Source organism: Tunturibacter empetritectus (genome assembly GCF_040358985.1).
GTDB lineage: Bacteria > Acidobacteriota > Terriglobia > Terriglobales > Acidobacteriaceae > Edaphobacter > Edaphobacter empetritectus.
In genome coordinates this window covers 4,110,752-4,136,201 of record NZ_CP132932.1, presented here as the reverse complement: position 1 = coordinate 4,136,201, position 25,450 = coordinate 4,110,752, and the positions used below count along the sequence as shown (strand labels likewise).

At 59.4% G+C, this 25,450-nt stretch carries 18 protein-coding genes and 1 tRNA gene; 11 read left to right on the top strand and 8 right to left on the bottom strand.

Features of this window, described 5'->3' with window-relative positions; genetic code table 11:
* Positions 1–108: 108 nt before the first annotated feature.
* Together bcsA and RBB75_RS17215 are read right to left on the bottom strand one after the other, a co-directional pair.
* A complete protein-coding gene (bcsA, locus tag RBB75_RS17220; RefSeq protein WP_353068772.1) occupies positions 109–4,797 on the bottom strand; it encodes a UDP-forming cellulose synthase catalytic subunit in 4,689 nt (1,562 codons plus the stop codon).
* Positions 4,794–7,130 (bottom strand): cellulose synthase operon protein YhjQ/BcsQ, encoded by a 2,337-nt coding sequence (locus RBB75_RS17215; RefSeq protein WP_179637894.1) that lies wholly within the window; start codon positions 7,128–7,130, stop codon positions 4,794–4,796. The genes bcsA and RBB75_RS17215 overlap by 4 nt, the downstream gene beginning before the upstream one ends.
* A 437-nt stretch (positions 7,131–7,567) precedes the next feature.
* Between RBB75_RS17215 and RBB75_RS17210 the strand changes: the two genes are divergently transcribed.
* A tRNA-Lys gene (locus RBB75_RS17210) sits at positions 7,568–7,643 on the top strand.
* Positions 7,644–7,851: 208 nt separating this feature from the next.
* Entirely contained in the window at positions 7,852–9,429 is a 1,578-nt protein-coding gene (locus RBB75_RS17205) for a sulfatase-like hydrolase/transferase (protein ID WP_179637893.1), read from the top strand.
* Between the two features lie 77 nt (positions 9,430–9,506).
* On the opposite strand, the gene RBB75_RS17200 is transcribed toward RBB75_RS17205, so the two are convergent.
* The 4 genes from RBB75_RS17200 to RBB75_RS17185 form a co-directional block, all read right to left on the bottom strand.
* Entirely contained in the window at positions 9,507–10,718 is a 1,212-nt protein-coding gene (locus tag RBB75_RS17200) for an ATP-grasp domain-containing protein (RefSeq protein ID WP_353068771.1), read from the bottom strand.
* A gap of 92 nt (positions 10,719–10,810) precedes the next feature.
* Positions 10,811–11,791, bottom strand: a complete 981-nt coding sequence (gene rfaD / locus RBB75_RS17195) for an ADP-glyceromanno-heptose 6-epimerase (protein ID WP_179637892.1) — start codon at positions 11,789–11,791, stop codon at positions 10,811–10,813.
* A complete protein-coding gene (gene hldE / locus RBB75_RS17190; RefSeq protein WP_353068770.1) occupies positions 11,788–13,296 on the bottom strand; it encodes a bifunctional D-glycero-beta-D-manno-heptose-7-phosphate kinase/D-glycero-beta-D-manno-heptose 1-phosphate adenylyltransferase HldE in 1,509 nt (502 codons plus the stop codon). Before hldE ends, rfaD begins: the two co-directional genes overlap by 4 nt.
* Before the next feature lie 62 nt (positions 13,297–13,358).
* On the bottom strand, positions 13,359–14,426 hold the full coding sequence (locus tag RBB75_RS17185; RefSeq protein ID WP_353068769.1) for a glycosyltransferase family 9 protein: 1,068 nt from the start codon (positions 14,424–14,426) through the stop codon (positions 13,359–13,361).
* A gap of 90 nt (positions 14,427–14,516) precedes the next feature.
* Here RBB75_RS17185 and RBB75_RS17180 point away from each other — a divergent pair, with 90 nt between their 5' ends.
* The 4 genes from RBB75_RS17180 to RBB75_RS17165 all read left to right on the top strand — a co-directional run bounded on the left by RBB75_RS17180 (position 14,517) and on the right by RBB75_RS17165 (position 18,409).
* Positions 14,517–15,809 carry a GlcNAc-transferase family protein gene (locus RBB75_RS17180; protein WP_353068768.1) on the top strand — a complete coding sequence of 431 codons (1,293 nt, stop codon included), beginning with the start codon at positions 14,517–14,519 and terminating at the stop codon, positions 15,807–15,809.
* Between the two features lie 87 nt (positions 15,810–15,896).
* Positions 15,897–16,484: a DUF4254 domain-containing protein gene (locus RBB75_RS17175; protein ID WP_353068767.1), complete on the top strand. Its 588-nt coding sequence runs from the start codon at positions 15,897–15,899 to the stop codon at positions 16,482–16,484.
* Between the two features lie 173 nt (positions 16,485–16,657).
* A complete protein-coding gene (locus RBB75_RS17170; RefSeq protein ID WP_179637888.1) occupies positions 16,658–17,221 on the top strand; it encodes a tetratricopeptide repeat protein in 564 nt (187 codons plus the stop codon).
* A 60-nt stretch (positions 17,222–17,281) separates the two neighbouring features.
* Positions 17,282–18,409, top strand: a complete 1,128-nt coding sequence (locus tag RBB75_RS17165; protein WP_353068766.1) for a gluconeogenesis factor YvcK family protein — start codon at positions 17,282–17,284, stop codon at positions 18,407–18,409.
* Positions 18,410–18,626: 217 nt separating this feature from the next.
* Here RBB75_RS17165 and rlmN read toward each other — a convergent pair whose 3' ends face one another.
* Entirely contained in the window at positions 18,627–19,799 is a 1,173-nt protein-coding gene (gene rlmN / locus RBB75_RS17160; protein ID WP_353068765.1) for a 23S rRNA (adenine(2503)-C(2))-methyltransferase RlmN, read from the bottom strand.
* A gap of 146 nt (positions 19,800–19,945) precedes the next feature.
* Between rlmN and RBB75_RS17155 the strand changes: the two genes are divergently transcribed.
* The 5 genes from RBB75_RS17155 (at position 19,946) to RBB75_RS17135 (ending at position 23,926) form a co-directional block, all read left to right on the top strand.
* On the top strand, positions 19,946–21,262 hold the full coding sequence (locus tag RBB75_RS17155; RefSeq protein ID WP_353068764.1) for a M16 family metallopeptidase: 1,317 nt from the start codon (positions 19,946–19,948) through the stop codon (positions 21,260–21,262).
* 64 nt (positions 21,263–21,326) lie between these two features.
* Entirely contained in the window at positions 21,327–21,854 is a 528-nt protein-coding gene (locus tag RBB75_RS17150) for a prepilin-type N-terminal cleavage/methylation domain-containing protein (protein ID WP_179637884.1), read from the top strand.
* A gap of 74 nt (positions 21,855–21,928) precedes the next feature.
* Positions 21,929–22,489: a LolA family protein gene (locus tag RBB75_RS17145; RefSeq protein ID WP_353068763.1), complete on the top strand. Its 561-nt coding sequence runs from the start codon at positions 21,929–21,931 to the stop codon at positions 22,487–22,489.
* A 188-nt stretch (positions 22,490–22,677) separates the two neighbouring features.
* The gene (locus RBB75_RS17140; RefSeq protein ID WP_179637882.1) at positions 22,678–23,400 is read left to right on the top strand and encodes an HAD family hydrolase; all 723 of its coding nucleotides are present in this window, start codon (positions 22,678–22,680) and stop codon (positions 23,398–23,400) included.
* Positions 23,401–23,452: 52 nt separating this feature from the next.
* A complete protein-coding gene (locus RBB75_RS17135) occupies positions 23,453–23,926 on the top strand; it encodes a (deoxy)nucleoside triphosphate pyrophosphohydrolase (protein WP_179637881.1) in 474 nt (157 codons plus the stop codon).
* A gap of 157 nt (positions 23,927–24,083) precedes the next feature.
* Here RBB75_RS17135 and RBB75_RS17130 read toward each other — a convergent pair whose 3' ends face one another.
* Entirely contained in the window at positions 24,084–25,334 is a 1,251-nt protein-coding gene (locus RBB75_RS17130; RefSeq protein ID WP_179637880.1) for an Nramp family divalent metal transporter, read from the bottom strand.
* Positions 25,335–25,450 lie beyond the last annotated feature (116 nt).

The following is a 25,450-nucleotide window of genomic DNA, read 5'->3' as shown; positions in this document are numbered from 1 at the left end:
CGAAATGCGGGGATTCTTCGCTCCGCTCAGAATGACAGCGTAGTCAGAACCACAGTGGCGACAAACAGGCAGATGCGAAACAAACAACTAAGTGCGGCGGTTGTTCCGTCAGGCTGGGTGGGTGTAGCTGTTTCCCTGGAGGCGGGCGCGGGCTCGGCGGCGCAGGGCAGAGCGCAGGATGACGGCGAGGAGGAAGCAGACGACCAGGGTGGATATGACCATGAGCCACTGGTAGTCGGCGAAGAGCATGTTGAGCTGGAGCCAAAGCGAGAGGGAGCCTACGCGGTAGACGTCGTTGCCGATGCGGTAGGAGATGAAGTGCGAGTCGCGCAGCACGCTTACGGATTGGGAGATGTCGGAGGACTGAGAGGTTTGAAGGAAGGCTGAGAGAAAGTTGGGGATGACGGTTTTGTCGCGCAGGGCGATGACGACTACGGACTGCTTCGATCCGCTGGGCCACTCGACGCCTTCAAGGAGCGCGTCGGGGATGCTGCCGGCGGTTTCAAGCTGCCCGGACTGGATGTGGTCGGAGCTGCGTACCTTCCACCAGGCGTGTTGGAGTTGGGCGAAGAAGTCCTGGGTGTCCTGAATGTGTAAGCCGCTGCCGTCGACGCTGACTGGGAGTGAGGGATTGAGGCGGCTGATGGCGGGCTGGTCGTCGACGGTGCCGAGGACAAGGTAGTCCTTGCGGGCGTCGGGGCGCATGCCTTCGGCGTTGGTGACGGTAACGTTTAGGACGGGGTAGCCGGTCTGGGCGCCGAAGTGAGCCATGAGGGTGAGATAGAGCTCAATCTCTTCGGGGCTGGGGTTGTCGGGCAGGACGACAGCGGTGTCGGATAGGTCGGCTTTGCGGGTGAAGGGGTAGCCGGCGTTGGCGAAGATCTCAAGATTCGGCAGGACGGCCAGGTGGGGAATGTCCTTGAGGTCGAGGTAGGAGTCTTTGAGGATGGAGCCCTGGAGGTTCGGGGAGGCTGGGTCGGGACAGTCAGGTTTTTTGGCGAGTTGGAAGAAGAAGCGCAGCAGGATGGAGTTCGAGAAGGGTCGCATATCCGAGACGGGGATTGGGACGATGCGCGCGGGGGAGGCTTTGTCGTTGTGCGATAGCGGGGTGGAGTTGATGTAGGCGTCGTTGAGATAGACCTGGAGAGAACTGTCGTCTGAGAGGGGGACGCCGTTGTAGCGATAGGCAAGATGGAATCCGAGATTCTGACGCGTGCCGTAGAAGAGATTGGGCGGGAGGCGCATGTTGATGGCGACCGGGTTGGTGCCGTCGGTCTGGAGGCTGTTGGTTTGGAGGAGGTCGCCTATCGGCGTGTTCTTTTGGGTGCTGAGCCAGCGGGGTGCGTCGTCGGCTTCGCGTGGCGCAGGCATTTTGATGGCGGGGATGCGAACACGGTCACCGCTCAGGAAGTCACGCTGGAGGGTTAGCGCAAGGGCCGCGCTGAGAAGGTCGGCATCGGTTTCGCCGGTGAGGATCAGGAGCTTTGAGTAGGGGTCTGAGGGGTTGGACCGCATGACGACGGTGGGGCCGGCGATGGAGTTGATCTGAAGGGCTGCAGGAAACGATGGGCCGTTCTGGCCGATGACGATTGCGTTGCCGGTGGGGATAGTTCCGACTGTGACCGGGAAGCGGATGGGGTGGGAGTCGGCGAGGAGTCCGAACCACGAGGCGATGATGCCTGCGGCTTGAAGGGCCTTCGGAGACGGCTGGCCGAGGAAGACGATGGGGATGACGGGACGAGGATTGACGAGAGGATCGTAGAAGGGCGCGGGGAGGAGCTTGAGGTCATCGTGAAGCTGGGTGAGGGTTCCGGTGAACTCGATGGTGGAGGTGCTGTCGATGTGCGCCCAGAGGGTGGAGTGGGTTGGGTCTTCGCATTGGGAGGCGTAGTGGCCTACGAACTCGAAGGTGAGCTGGTTGTCTCGCGTCAGGGTGTCGGCTGGAAGCGTGACGGTTGATTCGAGCAGGTCAGCGCTTTGGGTTGGAACCGAATTTGTAACTGTTTGGGTGGCTTGAGTCGAGCTGGCGGAGTGTGGGTCGATGACGGGAAGGGCCGCGAAGAGAGTTCCGTTGAGGCTCACCTTGATATGGCTGAGAGATGGAATGAGGCCGGGCGAGACGTGGTAGCGAAGATGCATTGTCGCGGTCTTGACGACCTGCGTCTGCGGCAGTGCGAAGTGGATCGTGTTGAAGGCGTCCAGGCCCTGCATGACGATGGTTCGCGGGACACCCAAGTCGGTAAGGCTGACGACTTTGTCGAAGGTATCGGGCGGCGCGGCGGCAGATTGTGCAGCGGCCAGTCGTGCGGCGTATGCCTTGTAGGAAAGGAATGGTTTGACCGCAGGCGAGTTTTGAGGTGGTTGCTGGGTTTCGGTCGAAGACGGGATCTGGGCTGCAGGGGCGCTGGGAGCTGGCGCAGCGGGGGCTGGTGGCTGAGTTTGGGCTGAAGGCGCGGTTTGAGCCGGCGGTGGGGTGCTGGAATTATTTTGTAGCAAAAAATGTGTGGAGTGAAGCGGTTGAACCTGAGCGGAGAGAGCGGAAGAGCTTAGCAGAAGAGCCAGGATGACGAGTGGCACGATGCTGGGAGCTAACTCTCCGTTGGATGATGCTTCTTTTGCTTTTGCCCCGCTGCGAAAGGTGCGGGCGAAGCCATGGCCGGCGAGTTGAACGATGCGGCGCAGGCTGGTGAGTGGCCGGTCGGCTTCGCGCGATTCTCCCCAGCCTAGCCATGTGTCGGCGCGAGAGTAGAGGACAAGGGTGAGTGCCTCTTCTTCGAGGAGGGTGAGCGGGTCGAACTGGGCGCGGAAGGTGTTGCCTTCGATTCCAACGACGGTGGCGGGCAGGGTGGCTCTGCCGTCCAGAACCGGCAAGGTGAGTTTGACGGCATCGCCGATGCGGGCGGTGAAGGCGCGCTCAATGCGGACCATGAGGCCGCCGCTGGACATATCGCTGGTGACTCCGCGGACGATGGTTCCATTGCCGAGTTGTACGTCGGCGGGGACGGACATGGGGAGGCGGACGGACTGGCGGCGCTGGCGGCTCTCCCAGGCGACGGAGGTGGCGACGCCGAGGATGACCATGTTGAAGCAGGCCCAGAGAAGATTCATCAGAATGGTTCCGGGGTGGCCTCCGTCGTACATGTCCGCGATGAAGTGGAGGGGCGAGGGTGTTCCGGTGCCGGGAAACTGAATGAACCTGGGGATGGCGCAGAGGATGCCGATAGCGTTCAGCGCTGAGAGGAAGAGAAAGGGCTGGGCGATACGCGAGTCGAAGAATCGGCGCGTGACGACGCCTCCTTTAGCGGTCACGTCGAAGTTGCCGAACCTAGGGTTGAGTAAGGCGAAGAGTGTGGGAAGAAAGATGTATGGTGCGAGGACGGTCTCGTAGATTTGATTCCAGAAGGAGTGGCGATGCTGGCCCTGGATGCGGGAGTTGGCGATGTTCGCAAGGACGAGGTGCGGGAGGGCGTAGGCGAAGATGAGCAGCCAGTAGCCGGGGAGATTAACGTGTCCAAAGATGAGATAGACAAGCGGTGCGGTGAGGAAGATGAGTCTCGGGAGAGCGTAGAGGAAGTGCGTCATCGCGTTGAAGTAGCAGAGCCGCTGGGCCAAGCTGAGGCCGCCGGCGAAGAGTGGGTTTTCTGTGCGGAGGATCTGGACCATACCGCGAGCCCAGCGGATGCGCTGGCGGATGTGGCCGCTGAGACGTTCGGTGGCAAGGCCTGCTGCCTGCGGGATGTTGATGTAGGCCGTGTTCCACCCGTTCCTCTGCATGCGGAGTGAGGTGTGGGCGTCCTCGGTAACGGTTTCGACGGCGATGCCGCCTATCTGATCGAGGGCGGAGCGACGAATGACCGCGCAGGAGCCGCAGAAGAAGGTTGCGTTCCAGAAGTCGTTGCCGTCCTGAACGATTCCGTTGAAGAGCTCCCCTTCGTTGGGGATGGTGCGGAACTGGTCTAGATTGCGCTCGAAGGGATCGGGCGAATAGAAGTGATGCGGGGTCTGGAGCATTCCCAGCTTCTGGTCGCGCAGGAACCAGCCCATGGTGATTTGCAGGAAGCTTCGCGTGGGGACGTGGTCGCAGTCGAAGATGACGACGTATGGAGAGTTGAGCTGGACGAGGGCGTGGTTGATGTTGCCGGCCTTCGCATGCTGGTTGTCGTCGCGCGTCATGTAGCCGATGCCAGCGTCTGCGGCGAACTGGCGGAACTCTTCGCGCTTGCCGTCGTCGAGGAGATAGACGTTGAGTCTGTCGGAGGGCCAGTCGATGTTAAGTGCGGCGAGGGCGGTGTACTTTACGACGTTGAGCGGCTCATTATAGGTGGGGATGAGGAGATCGACGGCAGGCCACTCGGTTATCTCGTCGGGCAAAGAGACGGGCGTGCGGCGTAGCGGCCAGAGCGTCTGGAAGAAGCCGAGAAAGAGGACGACGAAGGCATAGATTTCAGCGAAGAGGAGTAGGCAGATGAAGAAGCCGTCGAGGATGCTCCAGGTCGAGCCGGGGTCGCGGAAAAATTTGAGGGTGGTGGAGACTCTCCAGAAGCCGTAGCGGAAGGTGGAGAACATCGAGGCCAGCATGAGCGTCAGGGTGACGAGGTAGGAGCCGGAGCTGCGATCCATCCAGATGACCAGGGCTACGGTGAGGATACCGAGGACGATCTGCTGGGGCCAGGTGAGTTCGAGAATGCCGGTGAATGCTAGAAGAAATACTCCGCTGAGAAGGATGAGAAGGCGTATGGCTTTGTAGAAGAGAGCGTCACCTGATTGAATTTGATCAAAGAGAGGACCCTCCCTCATCGTTCGCTCCAACGAACGTTGCGGAAGCCCGCGGTTGCCGGTGCGGCAACTGTGCGGAGCCAGGTGGCGAGGTTCAGATAGTCTTCGGCGACGGGTGCATCGGGGGCGTAGTCGACTACGGTCATGCCCTCGGCTAGAGCTTCGCTGACAGACTGGGCACGGCGGATGACGAAGGGGAGGAGGCGATCTCCTAACTGCCGACGCATCACCTCACGGACGTCGAGGTGCAGCGGCAGCGAGGTGTCGAACTGATTGAGCACGTAGTAGGGCTGTAGGGGGCGGCCGTCGCCGTCGTTGACGCCGCTGAAGAACTTTTCGACGGTCTGGAGACTGATGACGGAGTTCATGTCGGGCGCGACGGGAACGAGAATGGTCGGGCTCATGCGGGACATGCGGCGGACGATCCAGCTGGAGCCTACGGTGAGGTCGAGGAGGATACGGTGGGCGCCGCGGCCGTTGCTGATGATCTCTTCGGCGAGAAGCTCCTGTGCCTCTTCGTTGGTCTGCTTTTGGTCTACGTCGTAGCTGACGAGATAGATGGGAGCGTCGGTGCTGCCGCTGGGTGGGGAGAAGGTGCGGACGGTTCCGTGGCGAAGCTCGCTGGCGCCGAAGTAGAACGGCAGCAGACCGTGCGAGGTGGTGTCGGTGAGCAGGACTTTCTCTCCCATGGAGGAGAGCGCGCGCCCAACGGTGGCGACGAGGCTGGTCTTGCCAACTCCTCCGGCGAGGGAGAAGACGGCAAGGACTGGTGTTCGGGTCTCCTTTTGGCGTACAGGTGCTGCTTCAGGCTGATCCTGACCGGGCTGCTCGAAGACTCCCTTGAGAGCGTACCAGCGCGCAGCGACGCGTTCCCTGGAGTGCTGGAGGGTGTCGGCTACGGAGGATTGAGAAGGAGGTTGCTGCGCGGCAAGTGGCTTGGGCGCGACGGGCTGCGCGGGCGAGGCATAGAGCCATGCCGGGCCGGCGGGATCTGACTGAAAGGCAGGCCGCGCGGAGGCTAGCGGCGCAGGCTCAGGGGATGGGTCTGCGGAGTTGCGACGCTGCGGTTCGGATGGATTGTGCGGCTGCTGATAGTCGAAGTCATCCTGGGCTCGGCGGCCGCGGGTGGAGTCAGAGGGGACGAGGGCCTGAGAGAACGGCGAGACGGGCCTTGGGGGTGTGGGGGAGATCGGCGGCGCAGACCGAAAGGCTCCCGATAGCCTGGGGCGAGTGGGTGTGGCGGGAGAGAGATTTGACGAAGAGTCTCGCGTGGAATCAAGCGGAGCATCGGCCGGTGTTCTTGAGTAATCCTTGACGGACGGAGACCTCTGATCCGGGATGGCTGCGGGTGACGCGATGGCTGGTTCGCTTTGAGATGCGGATTCGTCGGCGCGCGGCTGAGGATCGGTGCGACGTTGACCCGAAAGCGGGGCCGCGCCTTCGTTTGACGGCGATGGCGGCGGTGGAGCGGACTGTTCGGTGGTCGGCTTCATATCCTGGGATGAAAGAGGTGCAGGCACGGCTCGGTTTTGCGTAGGAATCAAATGTCTGATTGGATCAGGAGTAGTGTACTCGGCTTGAGAGTCGTCTGGGCCGCGATAAATCTGGCGGACACCGGAGGCTTCATCCGGGCGGTAACCCTGGGGGCGGCGTGGGGTCATATTCTGCTTAACATAGACACGCGGCTCCGGCTGGATTGGATCGCTGCTCAAGGGCGATTCCTGTGGAGAAATTTCCGGTTGGCGGAGTGGGGCTTCGGTAGCTGGGTGATGGTTTGGCTCCGGGTACGCCGGAGGTGGGGTTTGAGCATAGGGATCTGAGATTCGCCCGGGAAGCTCAGGGCCATCGTCGCCGGCTCTGCGGCGAATCTCCGAGTCGGCGTAGCGAGCAGCCTGCCGCTGGGCGGAGGCGTGGGCCTCTGCAATCTCGCGTTCTTCTCGGCGAGCGGCAGCTTCGGCGACAGCAGCAACTTCGGCCCGGCGAGCGGCTTCCAGGCGTTCTGCTGCGGCGGTACGAGCGGCTTCTTCGGCCTCGCGCAACGCACGCCGCCGGTGGGAGTCGGAGTCTTCTGAGTAGGGATCGAGTGCGACCTTCGAGGCGTTGCGTGCTGCGGCATCTGCGGTTGCTGCGGCGTCTTCGGCTTCGGCCTGAGCCAGTAGGGCCTGCTCCCGCACCTGCTCGGCGGCTCGATGTCTGAGCTGCGCACGATACTCTCGCCGCGATGCCGAGAAGTCGCGATACTTGGCTCCGTGAAGATTTGCCCAAGAATAAAGTACAGCAACATCTTCAGGTGTTTCCGTTAATGCGAGATCTTCGACCTTGTCGGTGGTCTTGTCTGTGCCGCGCGAGTCCATAGCTCTTGGTCCTGTAGTTCGGTGAAGCGGTTTGTTCGATTTGAACTGCGCCGGTTCGCTGCCAGCTCAAATTGGTGGTTGCACCTGTTCCAATGCAATAGCCTGAGGCTACTGTGGGTAGTACCCCAAGTCAATGAATCCGTTGTGCGACTTAAGTGTGAGAATTCAATAGGGGCGCGGGTTTTCTGCGTCAATCCAGGCGGAATCGGGGGTTAAAATCAGTCTTCCCGAAATGGACCTTTTGGGGAAGACTCCGAAAAGATCGTGATGGAGTGGACGCAGTGGGCTTGATCAGGATTTGTGGCGGTCCAAGGCGTCGCCTTGACGGGAGTCTCCGATCTCCCTCGGGCGCAAGAGAGTGAGGATAAAAGCTTGCGATGGCGCTGGTTGGAGGCACGATCCACCTGCCTAAATGTGCTAACTTGGTAGTGTGGTTTGAGAGCGTAGCTCAGTTGGTAGAGCATCGCCCTTTTAAGGCGTTGGTCCTGGGTTCGAGCCCCAGCGCTCTCACCATAACTATCCCATAATCAGGCACCTATACCACTTTTACAATGGTCGAGATCAAGAAATCGTTTCGGCCTGGCAAGGGAGATCTTCTACGGGTGACGATCATGTCGCCTAGTCGCGGGATTGTACGTCGAACAGCAGGATATCCAGCAACAGAGGTCAAGGTGCAACAGCGGGCGATCTCGTCTCTTGACGATACAAGAGGCCACGTAAGTTGTTGAGACATCCGGCTATAACTGCGTTAGGCGCAAGCACAATCGTCCTGCTGGTCGTGCTTGTGTCTTTAGCCTCGCCTTTGCACAGCGAGTTTTACCATCTGATCGGGCCGGTTCGTGCGGTGGCCGTGCCTGTATTTCTGAACTTCGCGGCTGTGTGGCTGGTGTTATCTCTCCTGCTTGCCTGGGGACGGAGTCATCCGCGATTCAACTCCTGGTTGTGGAGCGGTCTAGGGGTTGGATTGAGTTGGAAGATCATAACGAACTGGTATGTGCTTCACGAATCTCCCGTGCCAGTTGTTGTCAAAACAATCTTTCTGGGTGTGGTTTGCCTGATCTTCTTTACCTGGGTGGCGTGGCGCTCCCGCATTCGACCGATTCTTTATCGTGCTCAGCAGTTGGCTGTGCCGATCCTTGGATTCGTTGCCCTGAGCGGAATGGCGATGATTGTTCAGTCAGTCTTCTTTACGTGGCAGGCTAGGCACCTGAATGCGCCGCGTCCGCTGCATCAGCGAAGAGGAGACAGCGCTTCCTCTCCTCGTCGCGGGCGAATCATCTGGATTCTCTTTGATGAACTCTCTTACCGGCAAGTCTACGAGCATCGTTATCAGGGGCTTGAGTTGCCGGCTTTTACGCAGTTGGCTCGAACGGCAACGGTGTTCACCCATACCGTTCCGAGCGGCGTGTACACAGAACAGGTTCTTCCTTCCCTAATGACGGGAGATCGATACGATGGCGTGCGTCCTGCTGCTGCCGGGTGGCCTCTTGAGGTGCACAACCGGTCTGCGGGAATGTGGGAGACTTTCAATCCTCGCAAAACGGTCTTTCAAGATGCGCTTGATGCAGGCTATAGCACTGCGATCGCGGGGTGGTACAACCCGTATTGCCGCATTCTGCCTGAGGTTCTCGACCGATGTTTCTGGACGAATCACACCGTCGTGCCGGGTGACATGTATCCAGAGCAGAGCATCCTCTGGAACAGTGAGCAGCCGGTCATAGGTCACCTTGTAAACCTGGCGCGGTCGTTCCATCTGTTTCCACGACAGAATGGTCCTTCTAATCCGATCAGATTTCATCAACAGGATTACCGAGAACTTGCTGGAGCAGGAGACGAGCTTCTCAGAGACCCCTCGGCCGACTTCATTCTTCTCCATATGCCGATCCCGCATCCAGGAGGAATCTACAACCGACGTACGGGTAATTTCGAGGTATCTCACCCCAACTACATTGACAACCTTGCGCTGTGCGACGTTTACCTGGCGCATGTTCGCCATGAACTGGAAGAAAATGGAACTTGGGATAACTCCACGCTGGTAATTATGGGCGATCACTCGTGGCGAGTGAAACTGTTCTGGGCGAAGAGTCCGGACTGGACAGAAGAGGAGCGGATTGCTTCGAACAATGTCACATTTGACGACAGGCCTGGCTACATTGTGAAGCTTCCCGGTCAGACAACGCCTTCACAAATCGACGAGCCGTTTGAATCGATGAGGACGCGGGAGCTCTTCGACAAGCTGCTGAAGGGGCAGATCAAAACACCGGAGCAGCTACGCACGTGGGTTACGCAGAGGCCATGATTACGGGCTGTTCAGGAGTGCATCCTGTTTCGAACCCTCCTTTTTTGCGGAGACGTTCCGAATGGGATTCGCCAGACTTATGCCGTCGGCTTGTCTGGTGGGGGCACGACGGCGCAGAAGTCTTCGAGAAAGCGACTGGTGTATTGGCCGATCAGTTCTTCGACGCGTTCGGCAGAGTCGGCGCGGAGGATGAGACCGGCGTGATGATGACGATTGAGACGGTGAACGATCTCGGGTGCATCGTAGCTGCTGGTGTCGGGATGATCCTGCCGTGCGAGGCAGATGACGCTGCCAGCATATTGGTGATTTAGATTCGGCAAGGTGTAGTCCATGTTGAGGAGCGTGGCTACTTCGATTCTTGCCCACTCGACCCAAGGGTTGATGCCTGAGGCGAACTCGACGACGTCTGCGATGTGGGCGCCCCCGACGCGGGCTGCGGTTTCGAGGAAGTAGAAGCTGCCGTCAGCTTGTGATTTGATGAACTCGGTGTGGGTGACGCCGGAGACGAGGCCGAGGGATTCGATCACCTGTTTGTGGATTGTGCCGAGGGCGATGGCGTCGCTCGATTCCCTGTCGATGGCTCGTGTGCTGAAGATGCCTCCCTGGTGCATCGTCTGCATTGGCGGCTTGCCGTACTTGTAGGGGGCGCCGAAGAGTACCTTGCCGTTCCAGGTGACGCCTTCCATGTGAAAGATCTCGCCGGGGACGAAGCGCTCGAGGACGTAGTGTGACTGCAGATCGCCTAGCTCGTCGAGGATGGGCCATAGGGCGTCCGGCGACTCGATCTTGCGGATGCCTATAGCGGAGGCGTTGGTGCGGGGTTTTAGCAACCATGGTCCAGGGACGTTGTGGAGAAAGGTGCGGAGATCATCGTGGTGGAAGACTCCGGTGAACTCTGGGACGGGGATGCCTTTTTGTTTGGCGCTGACGCGCATGGCGAGCTTGTCGCGAAAGTTTCGGGTGAGAGATTCGCCCATTCCGGGGAGGCGCATGTGTTCGCGGAGGAGGGCGGCTACTTCGAGGTCAAACTCATCCAGAGCGACGATGCGGTCGATGGGGTTGGTGCGTGCGAGAAAGGTAACTGTGTTTAAGACCTGCTCGGGGGTTAGCTTCTCCGGCATGGTGATGAGCTTGGTGAGGGACTCGCGGGGCCAGTCGGCGTGTTCGAGTTTTTCAACGGTGAGCAGGAGAACGCTGGCGCCGAGACGTGCGGCCTCTTTCAGAAAAGGCTGACCCTTCTCGTAGGTGCTGATGCAGAGAATCGTGGGCATTCGTTGCGTATCAGTCACACTGGCTCCTGTGGTTGGCTGGCACAGATTGATTGCCTGTCGAGAATCTCAGGCTCGGTTAGAGTATCTGTTTTTGCGAAGGAGCAGAACTGCTAGGACGCGGGCTCCTCTGCGAAGGTTTGCTTTACGCCATCCTCGAGGGTGGTGAAGGGCGCGGTATATCCGGCGGCGCGGAGACCTGAGATATCGGCCTGGGTGTAGTGCTGGTAACGGTTTTTGAGGTCGCCGGGGAATGGAATGTATTCGATGTTGCCCTGGCCGTGTACCTGCATGAGCGATTCGGCTACGGCTTTGAAGGTGCGGGCTTCGCCGGTGCCTGCGTTGACGACGGCGTGGATGGGCTTTTTAGGGCTTTCGGGTAGGAGGCCGGCGAAGAACATGTTGATGCGGGCGAGGTCTTTGACGAAGACGAAGTCGCGACGCTGTTCGCCGTCGGCGTAGCCGCCTGAGCCCTCGAACATGCGGATGGCGCCGGTGTCTTTGAGCTGACGGGTGAAGTGGTGTATGACGCTGGCCATGCGGCCTTTGTGCTGCTCGCGTGGGCCGTAGACGTTGAAGTAGCGGAGGCCGACGACGGTGCACTTCATATCGTGAAGATGGCGGCGGACATAGTTGTCGAAGACAAGCTTCGAGTAGCCGTAGACGTTGAGAGGACGCTCGTTGGCGGGGAGTTCGGTGAAGCTCGTGCTGGCTCCGTAGACGGCGGCGGTGGAGGCGTAGACGAGGGGAACCTTACGTTCAAGGGCGAAGTGCAACAACTCTTTGGAGTAGGTGAAGTTGTTGTCCATCATGTATCGGCCGTCGTCTTCGAGGGTGTTGGAACAGGCGCCCTGATGGAGGATGGCTCGGATTCGCGTGTTCTCGAAGTCACCGGCTTTGAGTGCGGCGCGGAACTCGCGCTTGTCCATGTAGTCGGCGTATTCGGCTCCGGCGAGATTGAGGAACTTGGGGCCGGTGAGGTTGGGGGCGGGAGCGAGGTTGTCCACCAGCAGGATGTTGCGTTCGCCTGCGCGGTTGAGCTGCTGGATGAGGTTGCTGCCGATGAAGCCTGCTCCGCCGGTGACGATGATCACTTCTTAATCTCCTCGCTCGGGGTTGGATTTGCCGTTAGCTTTTTTACGATGTTGGTGGTCGAGAAGCCTTCTACGGTGGGGACGATCTCGACTCGTCCTCCGTAGGCGAGAACATCTTCATGGCCGACCACAGTTTCGACGGTGTAGTCGCCGCCTTTGACGAGGACGTTGGGCCGTAACGCGCGGATGAGTTCGAGGGGGGTGTCCTCTTCAAAGAGGACCACGGCGTCTACCGCGGCCAGGGCGGCCATTACGCGGGCGCGTTCCCGTTCGGAGACGATGGGGCGGGTTGGGCCTTTGAGACGGCAGACGGAGGCGTCTGCGTTGAGGCCCAGAACGAGCTTTGAACCGAAGCGGCGGCAGTCTTCGAGCAGGGTGATGTGGCCGACGTGGAGGAGATCGAAGCAGCCGTTGGTAAAGACGATGGTCTCGCCGGAGGAGCGCCACTCGGCTACGCGGAGTTTGAGACGGTCGAGGTCAAGGATCTTTTCTCCGGCGGTGAGTCCGGAGCTGGGAGTGAGGGCTGCTACCAACTCATGCGCTGCGATGGGAACGGTGCCTACTTTGCTAACTACGATTCCGGCGGCGAGGTTGGCGAGTTCGACTGCGGTTTCGATCTGCAGCCCACCCGCGACGCCGGCGGCGAGGGTGGCGATGACAGTGTCGCCTGCTCCTGAGACATCGAAGACCTCACGGGCGCGGGCGGGTGAGTGGTAGATACCTGGGTTGCCTGTCGACGGTGGCCTAAGGACTGTGATTCCCTTCTCGCTCATAGTGACGGTGAGGAATTTGAAGTCATGTTCGGTGGCTAAGGCCTGGGCTGCGGCGAGGAGTTCGTCGGTGTGGTGAGAGGGTACGCCGGTAGCTGCTGAGAGTTCGCCGAGATTGGGACAGACGGTGGTGGCGCCGGAGTATTTGCTGAAGTCGGGGGTCTTGGGGTCTGCGAAGACAGGGATGCCTGCGGTGCGTGCGGCGCGGATGACGGCTTCGCTGAGGGAGCGGGTCAGGGCACCTTTGGCGTAGTCGGAGAGGACTACTGCGTGAACCTTTGCGATGAGTTCGACGGCGCGCTCCTGAAGGTGCTGGCCTTCGACTGCGGGGACGGGATCGCGGCTTTCGATGTCGAGGCGCAGGAGTTGCTGCATGCGGCCGACGATGCGGGTCTTGGAGATGGTGGGGAGGGAGCTTGAGACGACTCCGGCGGTGTTGATGCCGGCGCGATCAAGGATGGCGGCTAGTTCGGCCTGCTCGGAGTCCGCTCCCCAGAGGCCGGCGAGGAAGGTCTGACAGCCGAGGCCGGCGAGGTTCATGGCTACGTTGGCAGCTCCGCCGGCGCGCTCGTATCGCTGGGCGTGGCGGATGACTGGGACGGGGGCCTCGGGGGAGATGCGCTCGACCTCGCCGTGGATGTAGCGGTCGAGCATGATGTCGCCGATGACGAGCACTTTGAGTTGGCTGAAGCCGCCCTCAAGCAGATTCAGGATCGAATGAAGTTCGGGCAGCATGTACGAAAAAGATCTCCTGCCGATCATCATCGCATCTTTGAGTAAAGGTGCGTTTCTCTCCGCTAGCCGAGGATGGCGCGAACCTCGGTAATCACCTCGTCGACGGTGATTGAGGTGAGGCACTTCTTTTTTTCGACGATGCAGGTTTCGAGGCCGCAGCCCCAGCAGTCGGTTTGGTGATAGACGACGCGATGTTGCTTGCCGTAAGGAAACCAGACGCGAGGCTTGTTGCGGGCGGCGAAGATGGCGACGCAGGGGGTTTGGACGGCTGCGGCGAGGTGCATAGGGCCGCTGTCGTGGCCGATGAAGATTTGGGACTGAGCGAAGACTGCGGCGCTCTCGCGCGGAGTGAGGACGCCGCAGAGATTGATGACGCGCTTCGTGGAGTTTTGCTTCCAACCTTCCGCAGCGAAGTTGCTGGCTTCGGCCTCTTCGGAGGCTCCGCATAGGGCTAACGCGTGGTTGGGATAGAGGGCGGCGATGTGTTCGAGGAGTGTGCGCCAGTTTTCCCGGCCCCAGTCTTTCGACTGGACTTTGGTTCCTACGCTAACTGCAATGACAGGCAGGCCGGCGGCTGGGGTGAGAGCTTCTTGGGCGCGGGTGTGCTCGGCGGAAGTGAGGCGGAGATCCCAGCTTGCAGGGTCGTCGAGTTGCGCGTCTCCCAATTCGGCGAGATTGCGGGTAAGGCGCGCTCCTTCTGGTTCGAGAGCCTGGGTCAGCTGCTCCAAGCGGTTCTGCTGCATGTCTTCGGTGAGGGGGACGCCGATGAGTCGCTTTATTCCACAAAGACGGAAGAATTTCTCGTCGCGGCGTGCCGACTCCACTCCTCGCGCAGACCCCATGTAGACCAGGACCTCTGGGCGCCAGCGCAGGAGCTGCCACCAGAGGGAGATTAGTTCTCGTGGGCTGCGCATGCCGACGACGTAGCGGAAGTAGCCTTGGACGAGGCCGCTGTTTTCGAGGATGGCGTCAGCGGGCGGGGCTTTGACGTTGACGGGAAAGTTGGTGAGGATGCGGCGTTCGGCCTGTGGGAAGGCACGGGCTACGAGGTGGAGGGCGGGAAGTGCGATGAGGGTGTCGCCGAGGCTGCCCAGGCGGTAGATCAGGACCCGTTTTGGGGAGGTTGCCATTGTCTCTGTCTAGTCTGCTTGGTTCCGGGAGTTAGGGCAAATAGGACGAAAGGGGTAGGAGGAGCCTGTTAGCCTGATCGGGCGAGGACCGTGGCTTTGAATGAAGCGAATCATCTGATCTTTGTCTCGATCGCAGCGTATCGCGATCCGCAGCTGGTTCCTACGATTGAGGACTGCATCGTAAAGGCTCGCTATCCCGAACGGCTGCGCTTTGGGATCTGCTGGCAACACGATCCGAAGGAAGATACGCTTCCCTTTCGCAATGACGACTGCTTCAGAGTACTTGCCGTTGACTGGCGGGAGAGTAAAGGAGCCTGCTGGGCGCGGTCCGAGGTGATGAAGCTGTGGCGGGGCGAGGACTGGTTTTTGCAGGTGGACTCGCACTGCCGGTTTGCCTGGGATTGGGATGTGAAGCTGCTCGACGAGATAGGGCAGACAGGAAGCGCAAAGCCTATCTTGAGCACATATGCTTCGCCTTTTACTCCGGGTGGCAACGAGGTGTTGCTGGATGGACCGTTGCAGATGGCCTTTCAGGGATTCACCGAGGACGGTATTCCGCATATGAAGCCGCTGGCGATTGCGGACTGGCAGAACCTGACGAAGCCACGACGGGCACGGTTTCTTTCGGCGGGATTTTTGTTTGCTCCGGGGAAGTTTGTTGATGAGATTGGATACGATCCCGACTTGTATTTTCTGGGGGAGGAGACGGCGATGACGCTGCGCGCCTTCACCAGTGGATATGACCTGTTTCATCCGCAGGAGACGATTGTCTGGCACGACTACGGCAGGCCGAGTGCGCCTAAGCATTGGGGCGATCACACCGAAGATAACGCGGACAAGGCTGGCCGTGTGTGGCATGAATTGGACTCGCGCAGTAAGGAGAAGGTTCGACGGCTGCTTGCAGGACACCCGGTGGAGAGCTATGGATTGGGGTCGACGCGAAGCCTTGAGGAGTATGAGGCTTATGCGGGACTTTCGTTCAAGCTGCGAAAGGCTCAGGATTACACCGTGCGGGGTGGGGAACCGCCTAACCCTCAGGCTGCTGAGGACTGGACGGGGCAGATCTTTCGCTGGATGGTGCGGATCACATTTGATCGCTCTGCACTGCCTGCTGCGGCTTTTGACGATGCCGAGTTCTGGTACGTCGGGGTTAAAGATGAGAGCGGCGCTGAGATCTATCGTCAGGACATTCCGCAGTCGCAGCTGGTTGCGCTTCCGAGTGGCGAATTGAAGATCGTACTGATTTGCGAGTTCGAGTCGGGGGCGATTCCGGCAGCCTGGGCGGTGTGGCCGGTGAGCCGTTCGCTGGGATGGCTGAGCAAGATTGAAGGAACTCTTGGCGATGAGGATTATGCAATCGTGCTTGACGACGACACTGAATAAACTTCTGACTTAACTTTCACGATTGCCTTCGAGTGGTTACAACAATGCTCTCTGCAACTGGTAAAGTCTTTGGTTGTGAGGAGGCCTATGCTCGATGCACTTTTGATAACCCGGATGCAGGACGAGATGACGGCGGCCCTGCATGAGACAGAGAACGAAGTTGCGTTCGAGACGGGGGCTGATGGATTGATGGCGCTGGCGATGGCGCAGCACCGGGCTAACTTCGAGCTCTGGCATGAGGAGGATAAGGCGCGGGTTCCCGGAGTGCCGGATGCGGAGATCGTGCGGGTGAAGCATGCGATCGACACATTGAATCAACAACGAAACGATCTGGTCGAGAAGATGGATCTGTGGCTGACAGAGCGGCTGGAGCAGGATCCGGTGGCTCCCCTGCACTCGGAGACGCCTGGGCTCATGATCGATAGACTCTCCATTCTGGCGTTGAAGATTTACCACACGCGGGTGGAGGCGCAGCGGGCGAGTGCGTCCGAGGAGCATCGCTCGCGCAATGTGGGGCGTCTGGCTCTGCTGGTGGAGCAGCGGGACGATCTGGCGGGGTGCCTAGATGTGCTGTGGAGCGAGGTGCTTGGAGGCAGGCGACGGTTTAAGCTGTATCGACAGATGAAGATGTATAACGACCCTGAGTTGAACCCGGCGGTCTACGGGCGGGTGTAGCCGTTCGGGGCGTGAGAGACTTTGAGCGATAGCGAGGGTTTTGGTTGCGCTACACCGGAGTGGGGTTGACCTTACGGCCAGGTCTGCGTATAAAACCGACACGAGAACAAACCAAATTGAGTACCCGTTAGAATGGGGATGCTCAGAAACCGCCTCAGGCGACAGGAATGACGATGGCTCAGACAAAGACTGCAACTGTACCTGCAACAAAGCGTGCTCCACGTACCCTCGCTGGAACCATTCCTCAGACGAACGACACCGCACGTGCGCAAGTGGTGGCTCACTACGAAGCTGCGCTGCGACTGATGCAGGATGGAAAGTACGACAAAGCCCATGCCGCGTTCGACAAGATGCTGGCTGCAGGCGCAGGCGAACTGAGCGACCGGGTCCGCATGTACTCGACGGCGTGTGCGCAGCAGATGACCAAGGGAAAGAATGCCTTCTCCAACTGCGAAGAACAATATGACTACGCCATCTCTCTGCTGAACGATGGACAGTACGAAGATGCCCGGGAGCACTTCAACCTGATCCTGAAGGAGAATGACAAGGCGGACTATGCCTTCTATGGTCTGGCGGTGCTGGCGAGTATGACGGGTGATTCGCATCACTGTTTGGAGCATCTGACCGAGGCGATCCGGCAGAATCCACGGAACAGAATCCAGGCGCGGGCAGACTCGGACTTCCAGGATATGGCAGACGATCCGCGCTTTACCGAGTTGCTGTATCCCGAAGCATAGCTACGACTGCAATCCAATCCAACGAGCGCTTCGTTTAGGCTGGTGTGGGAGAGTCTGCGCATGTCGTTGCGGAAGCTGACCGAATCGAAAGAGAAAGACCTGCGCGTGGTTGCCATTGGCGGCGGCACAGGATTGTCGACGCTGCTGCGGGGGCTGAAGCGGTACGTGGTGACTCCGGACCGGAGGAGAGGGATTCGTCTGGGAGAGTCTGCGCGGGTCGAGCGGGCTCCTACGCCACCCTGCCCTGAAGAGCACTGCATCATTAGGGAGCTTTCGGCGGTGGTGACGGTGACCGACGATGGAGGCTCGTCCGGGCGGCTGCGCGAGGACTTCAAGATGCTTCCGCCGGGGGACATCCGGAATTGCATGGTCGCGCTTTCGGAGGATGAGCACCTGCTGTCGAAGCTGTTTCAGTATCGCTTCGAGCATGGCGAGCTGGAGGGGCATAGCTTCGGCAATCTCTTTGTGGCTGCGCTTTCGCACATCACGGGGGACTTCGCCCAGGCGGTGCAGATGTCCTCGCAGATCCTCGCCGCGCGGGGGAAGATCTTCCCTTCTACAAATACCAATGTGACCCTGGCGGCGGATATGGACGATGGCTCGCTGGTGCGTGGGGAGACCAACATTACGGCGAGTAAACGCAGCATCGTGGAACTGCGACTGGAGCCTGAGACTGCTGACCCTCTGCCTGAGACGCTGGAGGCGATTGCGAACGCCGACCTGATCACGCTGGGGCCGGGGTCGCTTTATACTTCGCTGATTACGAACATGCTGGTCCGTGGCATTCCGGAGGCGCTGGCTGAGTCGCGCGCTACCAAGGTGTTTGTGTGCAACCTGATGACGCAGGCCAACGAATCGCTGGGGCTAACGGCCTCTCAGCATATCGAGAAGATCAGGCAGCATGCGGGTGGGGTTAAGATTCCTATCTTCGACTATGCGCTGATCAATACGGGGCATATCTCGGCGGGGCAGCTGGAGCAGTATGCGCGTGAGGGGCAGCAGCCGATCGTGGCGGACGTGGAGAGAGTGCGAGCGCTGGGGGTGGAGCCGGTGACGGGCAACTTTGTCCATGAGGGCGATGTGCTGCGGCATGACTATGACCTTCTGGCGGAGCGGCTGCTGGAGCTGGGGATGGGGCGTTCGTTGACGGTTACGGGTGTGGGGCAGGTACCCTCTCCCCGTACTTAGTATGCAAAGTCTTCGAAGATAAGGGTTTTTTCTAAAGGCTATGTCCTGCCGGACGGGCCAACTGCGCGTGGGGCGGTCACTTCGTGACCTGTATACCGCTTTCGCCGGGCGCTCCCGATGGTCGTGAATCACCATCATTCAGGACTACGCGAAGCTCTAAAAAGGCGTGCGAACGTCTGTCCTCCGCGCAGGAGGCCTGTTCGGCAGGACAGCTTTTTTAGAGGGTGGCGATCTCGACGAGGGGTGGCTGCTCGAGGGTGCGTTTTAGCTGGCCGCAGGCGGCGTAAATGTCGCGGCCGCGGGGCTTACGGATGAAGGCAGGGATGCCTGCGTCGCGGAGTCGCCTTTGAAAGATGCCCACATCTTGCGGGGTGGGTTCGTGGAAGGGCATATCGGGGCCCGAATTCCAGACGATGAGGTTGATTTTGGCTCTAAGATTTTTCAGGAGGGCGATGAGTTCGTCGGCGTGCTCGCGCCGGTCGTTGATGCCTCCCAGGAGGACATACTCGAAGGTGACGCGCTCGCGGGGTCGTAGTGGAACGGCGGAGATGGCCTCGAGGAGGGCGGCGATGTTCCATTTGCGGGTAATGGGCATGATGGACTCGCGGACGACGTCGTTGGAGGCGTTGAGGCTGACGGCCAGCTTGGGACGGATGGTCTCGCCGGCGAACTGTTCTATGCCGGGGAGGATGCCGGAGGTGCTGACAGTCATGCGGGATTCGGGGATGCTCATGGGGCCGGCGAGGAGGCGGACGGCGTCCATAAAGCTGGAGTAGTTGAGGAAGGGTTCGCCCATGCCCATGAAGACCAGATTGATGCGGTCGCGGCCGACTTCAACCTTGTGGCGGTTGAGGACGGCGGCTACCTGACCGGCTATCTCGCCTGGGGTGAGGTTGCGACGGATGCCCAGCTTGGCGGTGAGGCAGAACTGGCAGTTGACGGCGCAGCCTACCTGGCTGGAGATACAGATGGTGGCGCGCTTGTAGTCCTCGTCATCGTGGGTGGGGTGCTCCTCCTCCTCGGCAGCCTGGGTTCCGTCGCCGCGCTCGCCTCCGTCGCCTCCTGGCATCCAGACGGTCTCGACGGTCTCGCCATCGGCCATACAGACGAGGTAGCGCTCGGTGCCGTCGATAGAGCGTGCGGTCTGGAGAAGCTCTGGCAGGCCGACGATGTAGCCTGCGGTATGGAGCGTGGCTCGGAGGGTGGTGGGGAGGGTGGTGATCTGGTCGAGCGAGGAGGTGCGCTGGCCATACAGAGCGTCGTAGAGCTGACGCGCCCGGTAGGCGGGCTGAGCGAGGTTTTCCATCAGACCGGTCAGTTCCTGGAAAGAGGCGCCGAAGAGCGGTTTTGCATCAACCCTCGGATCAAAAAAAACTTTTAAATCATTCATTTATAGGCACTTGTATGTTTTGTGCTTTTCCGCCCACAGCCGTCTAGAAGCGTGGTGACAGGCCCGAGCATCATATAAGTCTACTCCGATAGATACAAAAGATGGCGCAGGTGGCGCTGTGAAACAATGGAGTCTGAAGGAGTCTCATGTCTGTAACGCTAGTAGATGACGCCGCAATTACGAAGAGTGCCACTCGCAACATCAGGAAGACGGTGTTGTCGAATGGTCTATTGGTGCTGACCGAGAGCATGCCGCATGTAAGAAGTGTCTCGATGGGGGCCTGGGTGGGCTCTGGCTCGCGGGACGAAACGAAGGAGGTCAACGGGATCTCGCACTTCGTGGAGCATATGGTGTTCAAGGGTACGACCTCGCGGTCGGCGCAGCAGATTGCCCGGGAGGTGGATACGATCGGGGGAAATCTGGACGCGTTTACGGGGAAGGAGACGGTCTGCTTCAACATCAAGGTGCTGGATGAGAATGTGGCTCCTGCGCTGGATGTGCTGTCGGACCTGGTGCTGCACCCGACGTTTGCGCCTGAGGATGTGGAGCGCGAGAAGGGCGTAATTCTGGAAGAGATCAAGATGGACGAAGATAACCCCGACTATCTGGTGCACGAGGTGTGGACGCAGAACTTCTGGAAGGGCGATGCGCTGGGAAGGCCGATTCTGGGGACAGCGAAGACGGTCTCAGGCTTTGATCAACAGACGCTGCTGAACTTTTATGCGGGGCAGTTTGCGCCGCGCAATATGGTCTTTTCGGCTGCGGGAAACCTGGAGCATGATGCGTTTGTGGCCCAGGTGGAACGGGAGTTCGGCTCGCTGGCGGCTAGTGGGGCCGGCGTTCCGGAGAAAGTGGCGGCACCGAGGGCTACGCCGCACATTACGCTGAAGCGGAAGAAGTCGCTGGAGCAGGTGCAGCTTTGTTTGGGGATGCCGGCGCCTCCCGTGAACGATTCGCGGCGGTACGTGGTGTATCTGATGAATACGATGCTGGGCGGCGGGATGAGCTCGCGGCTGTTCCAAACGATTCGCGAGGACCGGGGGTTGGCTTACTCGATCTACTCGGAGATGAACCCGTTCCGGGATACGGGCTCGCTGTGCGTATACGCGGGGACCTCGGTGGACAAGACGCAGGAGGTGTTGCGGCTTACCCTGCAGGAGTTGCGGCGTCTCAAGGAAGAGACGGTCAGCGAGGTGGAGTTGAAGCGGGCCAAGGATCAGCTGAAGAGCAATATGGTGATTGGGCTGGAGAGCTCGGGCAGCAGGATGGCGAATCTGGCGCGGCAGCAGATGTACTTTGGACGATTTTCCGGCGTGGATGAGATTATGCACGAGATCGAAGCGGTATCGACGGCCGATGTGCAGGAGCTGGCGCAGGAGTTGTTCAAGCCGGAGACGATGGCGTTGACGCTGCTTGGAAATCTTGGCGGGATGAAGATTGAGCGGGAAGATTTGGCCTGCTAGGTCCTTCTGCTGATAGAGTTTGTTCGGTGGTAGAGATACAGAATTGCCGAGGATTGATAAGACAATGAATGTACGGGACCGGTTGCGCGCAGGGCTGCAGGTACGACCAAACGAAGATGGATTTACGCTGATCGAACTGTTGATCGTAATGTCGGTGATGTTGATTTTGATGACGCTTGCAGTGCCGCAGCTGTTGAAGCTGAGGAAGCAGGCGCAGGAGACGTCGGCAGTGCAGTCTTTGAGGACGATCGGGCAAGCAGAACTGCAGTACAACTCGGCTTATCCGGCGAATGGATTTTCGTGTTCGCTGCCGACGCTGGGTGGTGATCCGAAGTCGGGTGCGCCGACCGCGCAGGCGGCACAGCTGATTACTCCGGATCTGGCGAGTGGACAGAAGGCCGGGTATACATTCGCCATCACCAACTGCACTAAAGTGACGGTGAACAATCAGGATATGTATACCTCGTTTGAGATCACGGCGGTTCCGAACTCGATTGGAAAGACCGGGGACCGCGGCTTTTGCACGGATGAGAACAATACGATCCGCTATGACCCGGCGGGTGGAACCAACTGCACACAGCCCATTCAGTAATGCTGGTTAAGGCTTTGCTGTTCGCGTCGTTTTGCTGCGCTCCGCTGCTGGTTGCGCAGGAGAACGACGCGTTGGTGCGTAAGGTAGATGACCACTACAACCATCTCAGTTCCCTGCGCGCTCATTACACGGAGAGCTACGCGGGGATGGGGATGAATCGCACGGAAGAGGGCACGCTGCTGCTGAAGAAGCCAGGGCGGATGCTGTGGAGCTACGCTGCGCCGGTGGGCAAGGTGTTTGTGCTGGATGGGAAGTTTGCGTGGTTCTACACACCGGGCGATGCGCAGGCTACGCGGGTGCCGGCGAGGCAGTTGGATGATCTGCGGTCGCCGCTGCGGTTTCTGCTGGGGCATACGCAGTTGAAGAAAGAACTCGATAGCTTAACCGTGGTTGCGGACGGGAGTGGGTTCCGGATTTCGGGTGTGCCGAAGGGAATGGCGCAGAGGGTGAAGCTGCTGTCTCTGTGGGTGACTGCGACGGGGGCGATTGAGCGGATGAAGCTGGAAGAGGTGGACGGGGCGGTAACGGAGTTCGCATTCACCGGGATGCAGGAGAATGTTCCAGTCAAGGATGCGGACTTTGCGTTTGTTCCACCCGATGGAGTGAGTGTGGTGGAGGGGTTGCCTCCGATCTAGCAAAAAAAGCTGCGGATCAATACTCGATTAATTTTTGAGGGACCGGGTATGGGAAGGCTGTCTTGGCGGGATTTGACGGGTGTTTGCGGAGTCGTTGGCGGAAAACCGGTAGTAAAATCATGACAATCTTCAAGTCGAATTTGTCGTTGAACGCGCATGCGAGATGCGCAGAAAAGTAGAGATAGATTGTGAGCCATGTTGTTTCAGTGAGTCGCCTGAGTACCTCGGAGTTTCATTCGGCTGTTGCTTCGCTCTCCCCTGCGGTTGCGGTCTTTGATTGCGACGGGACCCTGTGGTCGGGGGATGCCGGGTCTTCGTTTATGAAGTGGACGATCGAGACGGGGCTGGTCTCGCGTGAGATGACCGACTGGATCGACTCGCGATACCGCGGATACCTGAAGGGTGAGGTGTCTGAGGTGGCCATCTGCGGGGAGATGGTGCAGATGTACCAGCGCCTGCGCGAGGACGAAATGCAGCGTGCGGCGAAGAACTTCTTTGCCAGTCAGATTGAGACGAATATCTTTCCTGAGATGAAGGAGCTGGTTGGTGAACTTTGTGCGAAGGGTGTGGAGATCTGGGCGGTCAGTTCGACCAATAACTGGGTGATTGAAGAGGGGGTCAAGCGGTTCGGGATTCCGGCGGAACGGGTGCTGGCGGCGCGGGTACAGGTTAAGGACGGCGTGGTAACCGACGTGATTCTCGATGTCCCCACGGATGAGGGGAAGGTTGCGTCGCTGAAGCGGGCCGGGGTAACGGTGCCGGATGCTGTGTTTGGGAACTCGGTCCATGACGCGGCGATGCTGGCGATTGCGAAGCGGGCATTTCCGGTGAATCCGAGTGCGGCTTTGGTGGAGCGGAGCGCGCAGGAGAGCTGGCCGGTTTACTATCCGGCGACGGTTCGACCGGCCTAAGTAAGGTGAATAGAAGCTTTTAAGCTGCGGATATCGTCTAATCTGTAGTCAGGTGAGAGAGCCGATTCGCAAACTCGAGGAGCATGTTGAGGCCGCAGTGCAAAAACCACTCCGCTTGGTGGTGGCGGCGTTGATTTTACGAGGGGATGCGGGTGAAGGTGGGCGAGGGCTGGAGGTGCTGATCTGCCAACGCAAGCCGGACCAGCCGATGAGTTTGAAGTGGGAGTTTCCCGGAGGGAAGATCGAAGCCGGTGAGACGTCGGAGGACGCCTTGGCTCGAGAGTTGAATGAGGAGTTGGGGATTACGGCTATCATTGGCCGGCGGGTGGCGCGGGTGAGGCATAAGTATCGCAATGGCGGAGCGATCGACCTTCAATTCTTTGTGGTGCGGGAGTTTGATGGCGCACTGGAGAATCGAATCTTCAATGACATGCGCTGGACGCCTTTGACGGAGCTGCCGGGATATGACTTTCTGGCCGCTGACCTTGGGTTGATTCGAGATCTGTCTGAGGGGAAGTTGTTATAGGTGGTCAGTTCTCAATTGGTGTCCAACGCGGAAGAGATACTACGAGAACAAGCAACACCAGAGCCAAGAGCAAAAGCAAAATGCGGGGCGGCAAAGCGCCGCCTCCAGTCGAGATGATGTAGTTTCAGGGCTGGATAAGAAAAACAAAACCAGCGTCCTAGCCGTGGAGGGTATTCCACACGAGAATGAGTGAGAGCGAGGTGACGATGATGACGGTCGTCCACGCGATGATGTTGAACCAGCGCTTGTTGGTGTATTTGCCCATGAGGTCGTGCTTGTTGATGAGATTGAGCATGAAGACTAGAACGAGGGGCAAGAGAACGCCGTTGAGCACCTGGGAGAGGATGCTGAATTTGACCAGCGGGAAGTTTGGGATCAGGACGATGGCGGCGCCAGCGAAGAGCAGCACGCTGTAGAGCCAGTAGAAGAACTTCGCTTCAGTGAAGCTCTTGTCCAGACCACTCTCGAAGCCGAGACCTTCGCAGACGGTGTAGGCGGTCGAGAGGGGCAGGATGGAGGCAGCGAAGAGGGACGCATTGAAGAGGCCGGCTGCGAAGAGGATGAACGCGTACTGACCGGCTAGGGGTTTCATGGCTCCGGCGGCGTCTGAGGGGTCGGCGATGTGGCGGATGCCGTGGGTGTAGAGGGTTGCGGCGCAGGCGACGACGATGAACCAGGCGACGATGTCGGTGAAGATGGAGCCTACGATGACGTCCAGCCGTGAGGTTTTGTACTGGCGAACGCTGACCCCTTTTTCGACGATAGAGGATTGCAGGTAGAACTGCATCCAGGGGGTGATGGTGGTGCCGATGACGGCGACGGTAGTGTAGACGTAGTCTTTATCAGACCAGACGTTGCGCGGGGGCAGCTTGACGGTTTCGACGAGGGCCAGGTGCCAGTCCGGGCCGCTGAGGACTCCGGTGATGATGTAGGCGATGTAGAAGACACTGGCGATGAGGAAGATTTTTTCGACGCTCTTGTAGTCGCCTTTGACGACCAGGATCCAGACGATAAAGGCGCAGACGGGGACGCTGGCGTATTTGGAGATGTGGAAGAGCTGCATGCTGCCGGCGATGCCGGAGAACTCGGTGATGACGTTGGTGAAGTTCACCACGATGAGCAGGATCATGATGACGAAGGTGATGCGGAGGCCGAACTCTTCGCGGATGAGGTCGCTGAGGCCTTTGCCGGTGACGACTCCCATGCGGGCGCACATCTCCTGCACGACGATGAGGGCGAGGGTGATGGGGATCATCGTCCAGAGAAGCGTATAGCCGAACTGCGCGCCTGCTGCGGAGTAGGTGAGGATGCCGCCGGCGTCGTTGTCTACGTTGGCTGTGATAAAGCCGGGGCCGAGCACGGCAAAGATGAGAATGAGTCGGGTTCTCCAGGTGCGCCAGGGGCTCATTACTGATCCTTGTGTGGACTAGTGTGGTGGAAGTTTGTGCTGTTTTGAGGAACCTATAGGCTCGCCTTTATCAGGCTAACTCATCTTGATGCCTGGGGGTTGGGGGGAGGGGCGAT

Excerpts from the sequence above, each read along its gene's own strand:
- bcsA (WP_353068772.1), bottom strand. The coding sequence starts at position 4,797 with ATGAGGGAGGGTCCTCTCTTTGATCAAATTCAATCAGGTGACGCTCTC.
- RBB75_RS17215 (WP_179637894.1), bottom strand. The coding sequence starts at position 7,130 with ATGGACTCGCGCGGCACAGACAAGACCACCGACAAGGTCGAAGATCTC.
- hldE (WP_353068770.1), bottom strand. The coding sequence starts at position 13,296 with ATGCTGCCCGAACTTCATTCGATCCTGAATCTGCTTGAGGGCGGCTTC.
- RBB75_RS17185 (WP_353068769.1), bottom strand. The coding sequence starts at position 14,426 with ATGGCAACCTCCCCAAAACGGGTCCTGATCTACCGCCTGGGCAGCCTC.
- RBB75_RS17175 (WP_353068767.1), top strand. The coding sequence starts at position 15,897 with ATGCTCGATGCACTTTTGATAACCCGGATGCAGGACGAGATGACGGCG.
- RBB75_RS17170 (WP_179637888.1), top strand. The coding sequence starts at position 16,658 with ATGGCTCAGACAAAGACTGCAACTGTACCTGCAACAAAGCGTGCTCCA.
- RBB75_RS17165 (WP_353068766.1), top strand. The coding sequence starts at position 17,282 with ATGTCGTTGCGGAAGCTGACCGAATCGAAAGAGAAAGACCTGCGCGTG.
- rlmN (WP_353068765.1), bottom strand. The coding sequence starts at position 19,799 with ATGAATGATTTAAAAGTTTTTTTTGATCCGAGGGTTGATGCAAAACCG.
- RBB75_RS17155 (WP_353068764.1), top strand. The coding sequence starts at position 19,946 with ATGTCTGTAACGCTAGTAGATGACGCCGCAATTACGAAGAGTGCCACT.
- RBB75_RS17150 (WP_179637884.1), top strand. The coding sequence starts at position 21,327 with ATGAATGTACGGGACCGGTTGCGCGCAGGGCTGCAGGTACGACCAAAC.
- RBB75_RS17130 (WP_179637880.1), bottom strand. The coding sequence starts at position 25,334 with ATGAGCCCCTGGCGCACCTGGAGAACCCGACTCATTCTCATCTTTGCC.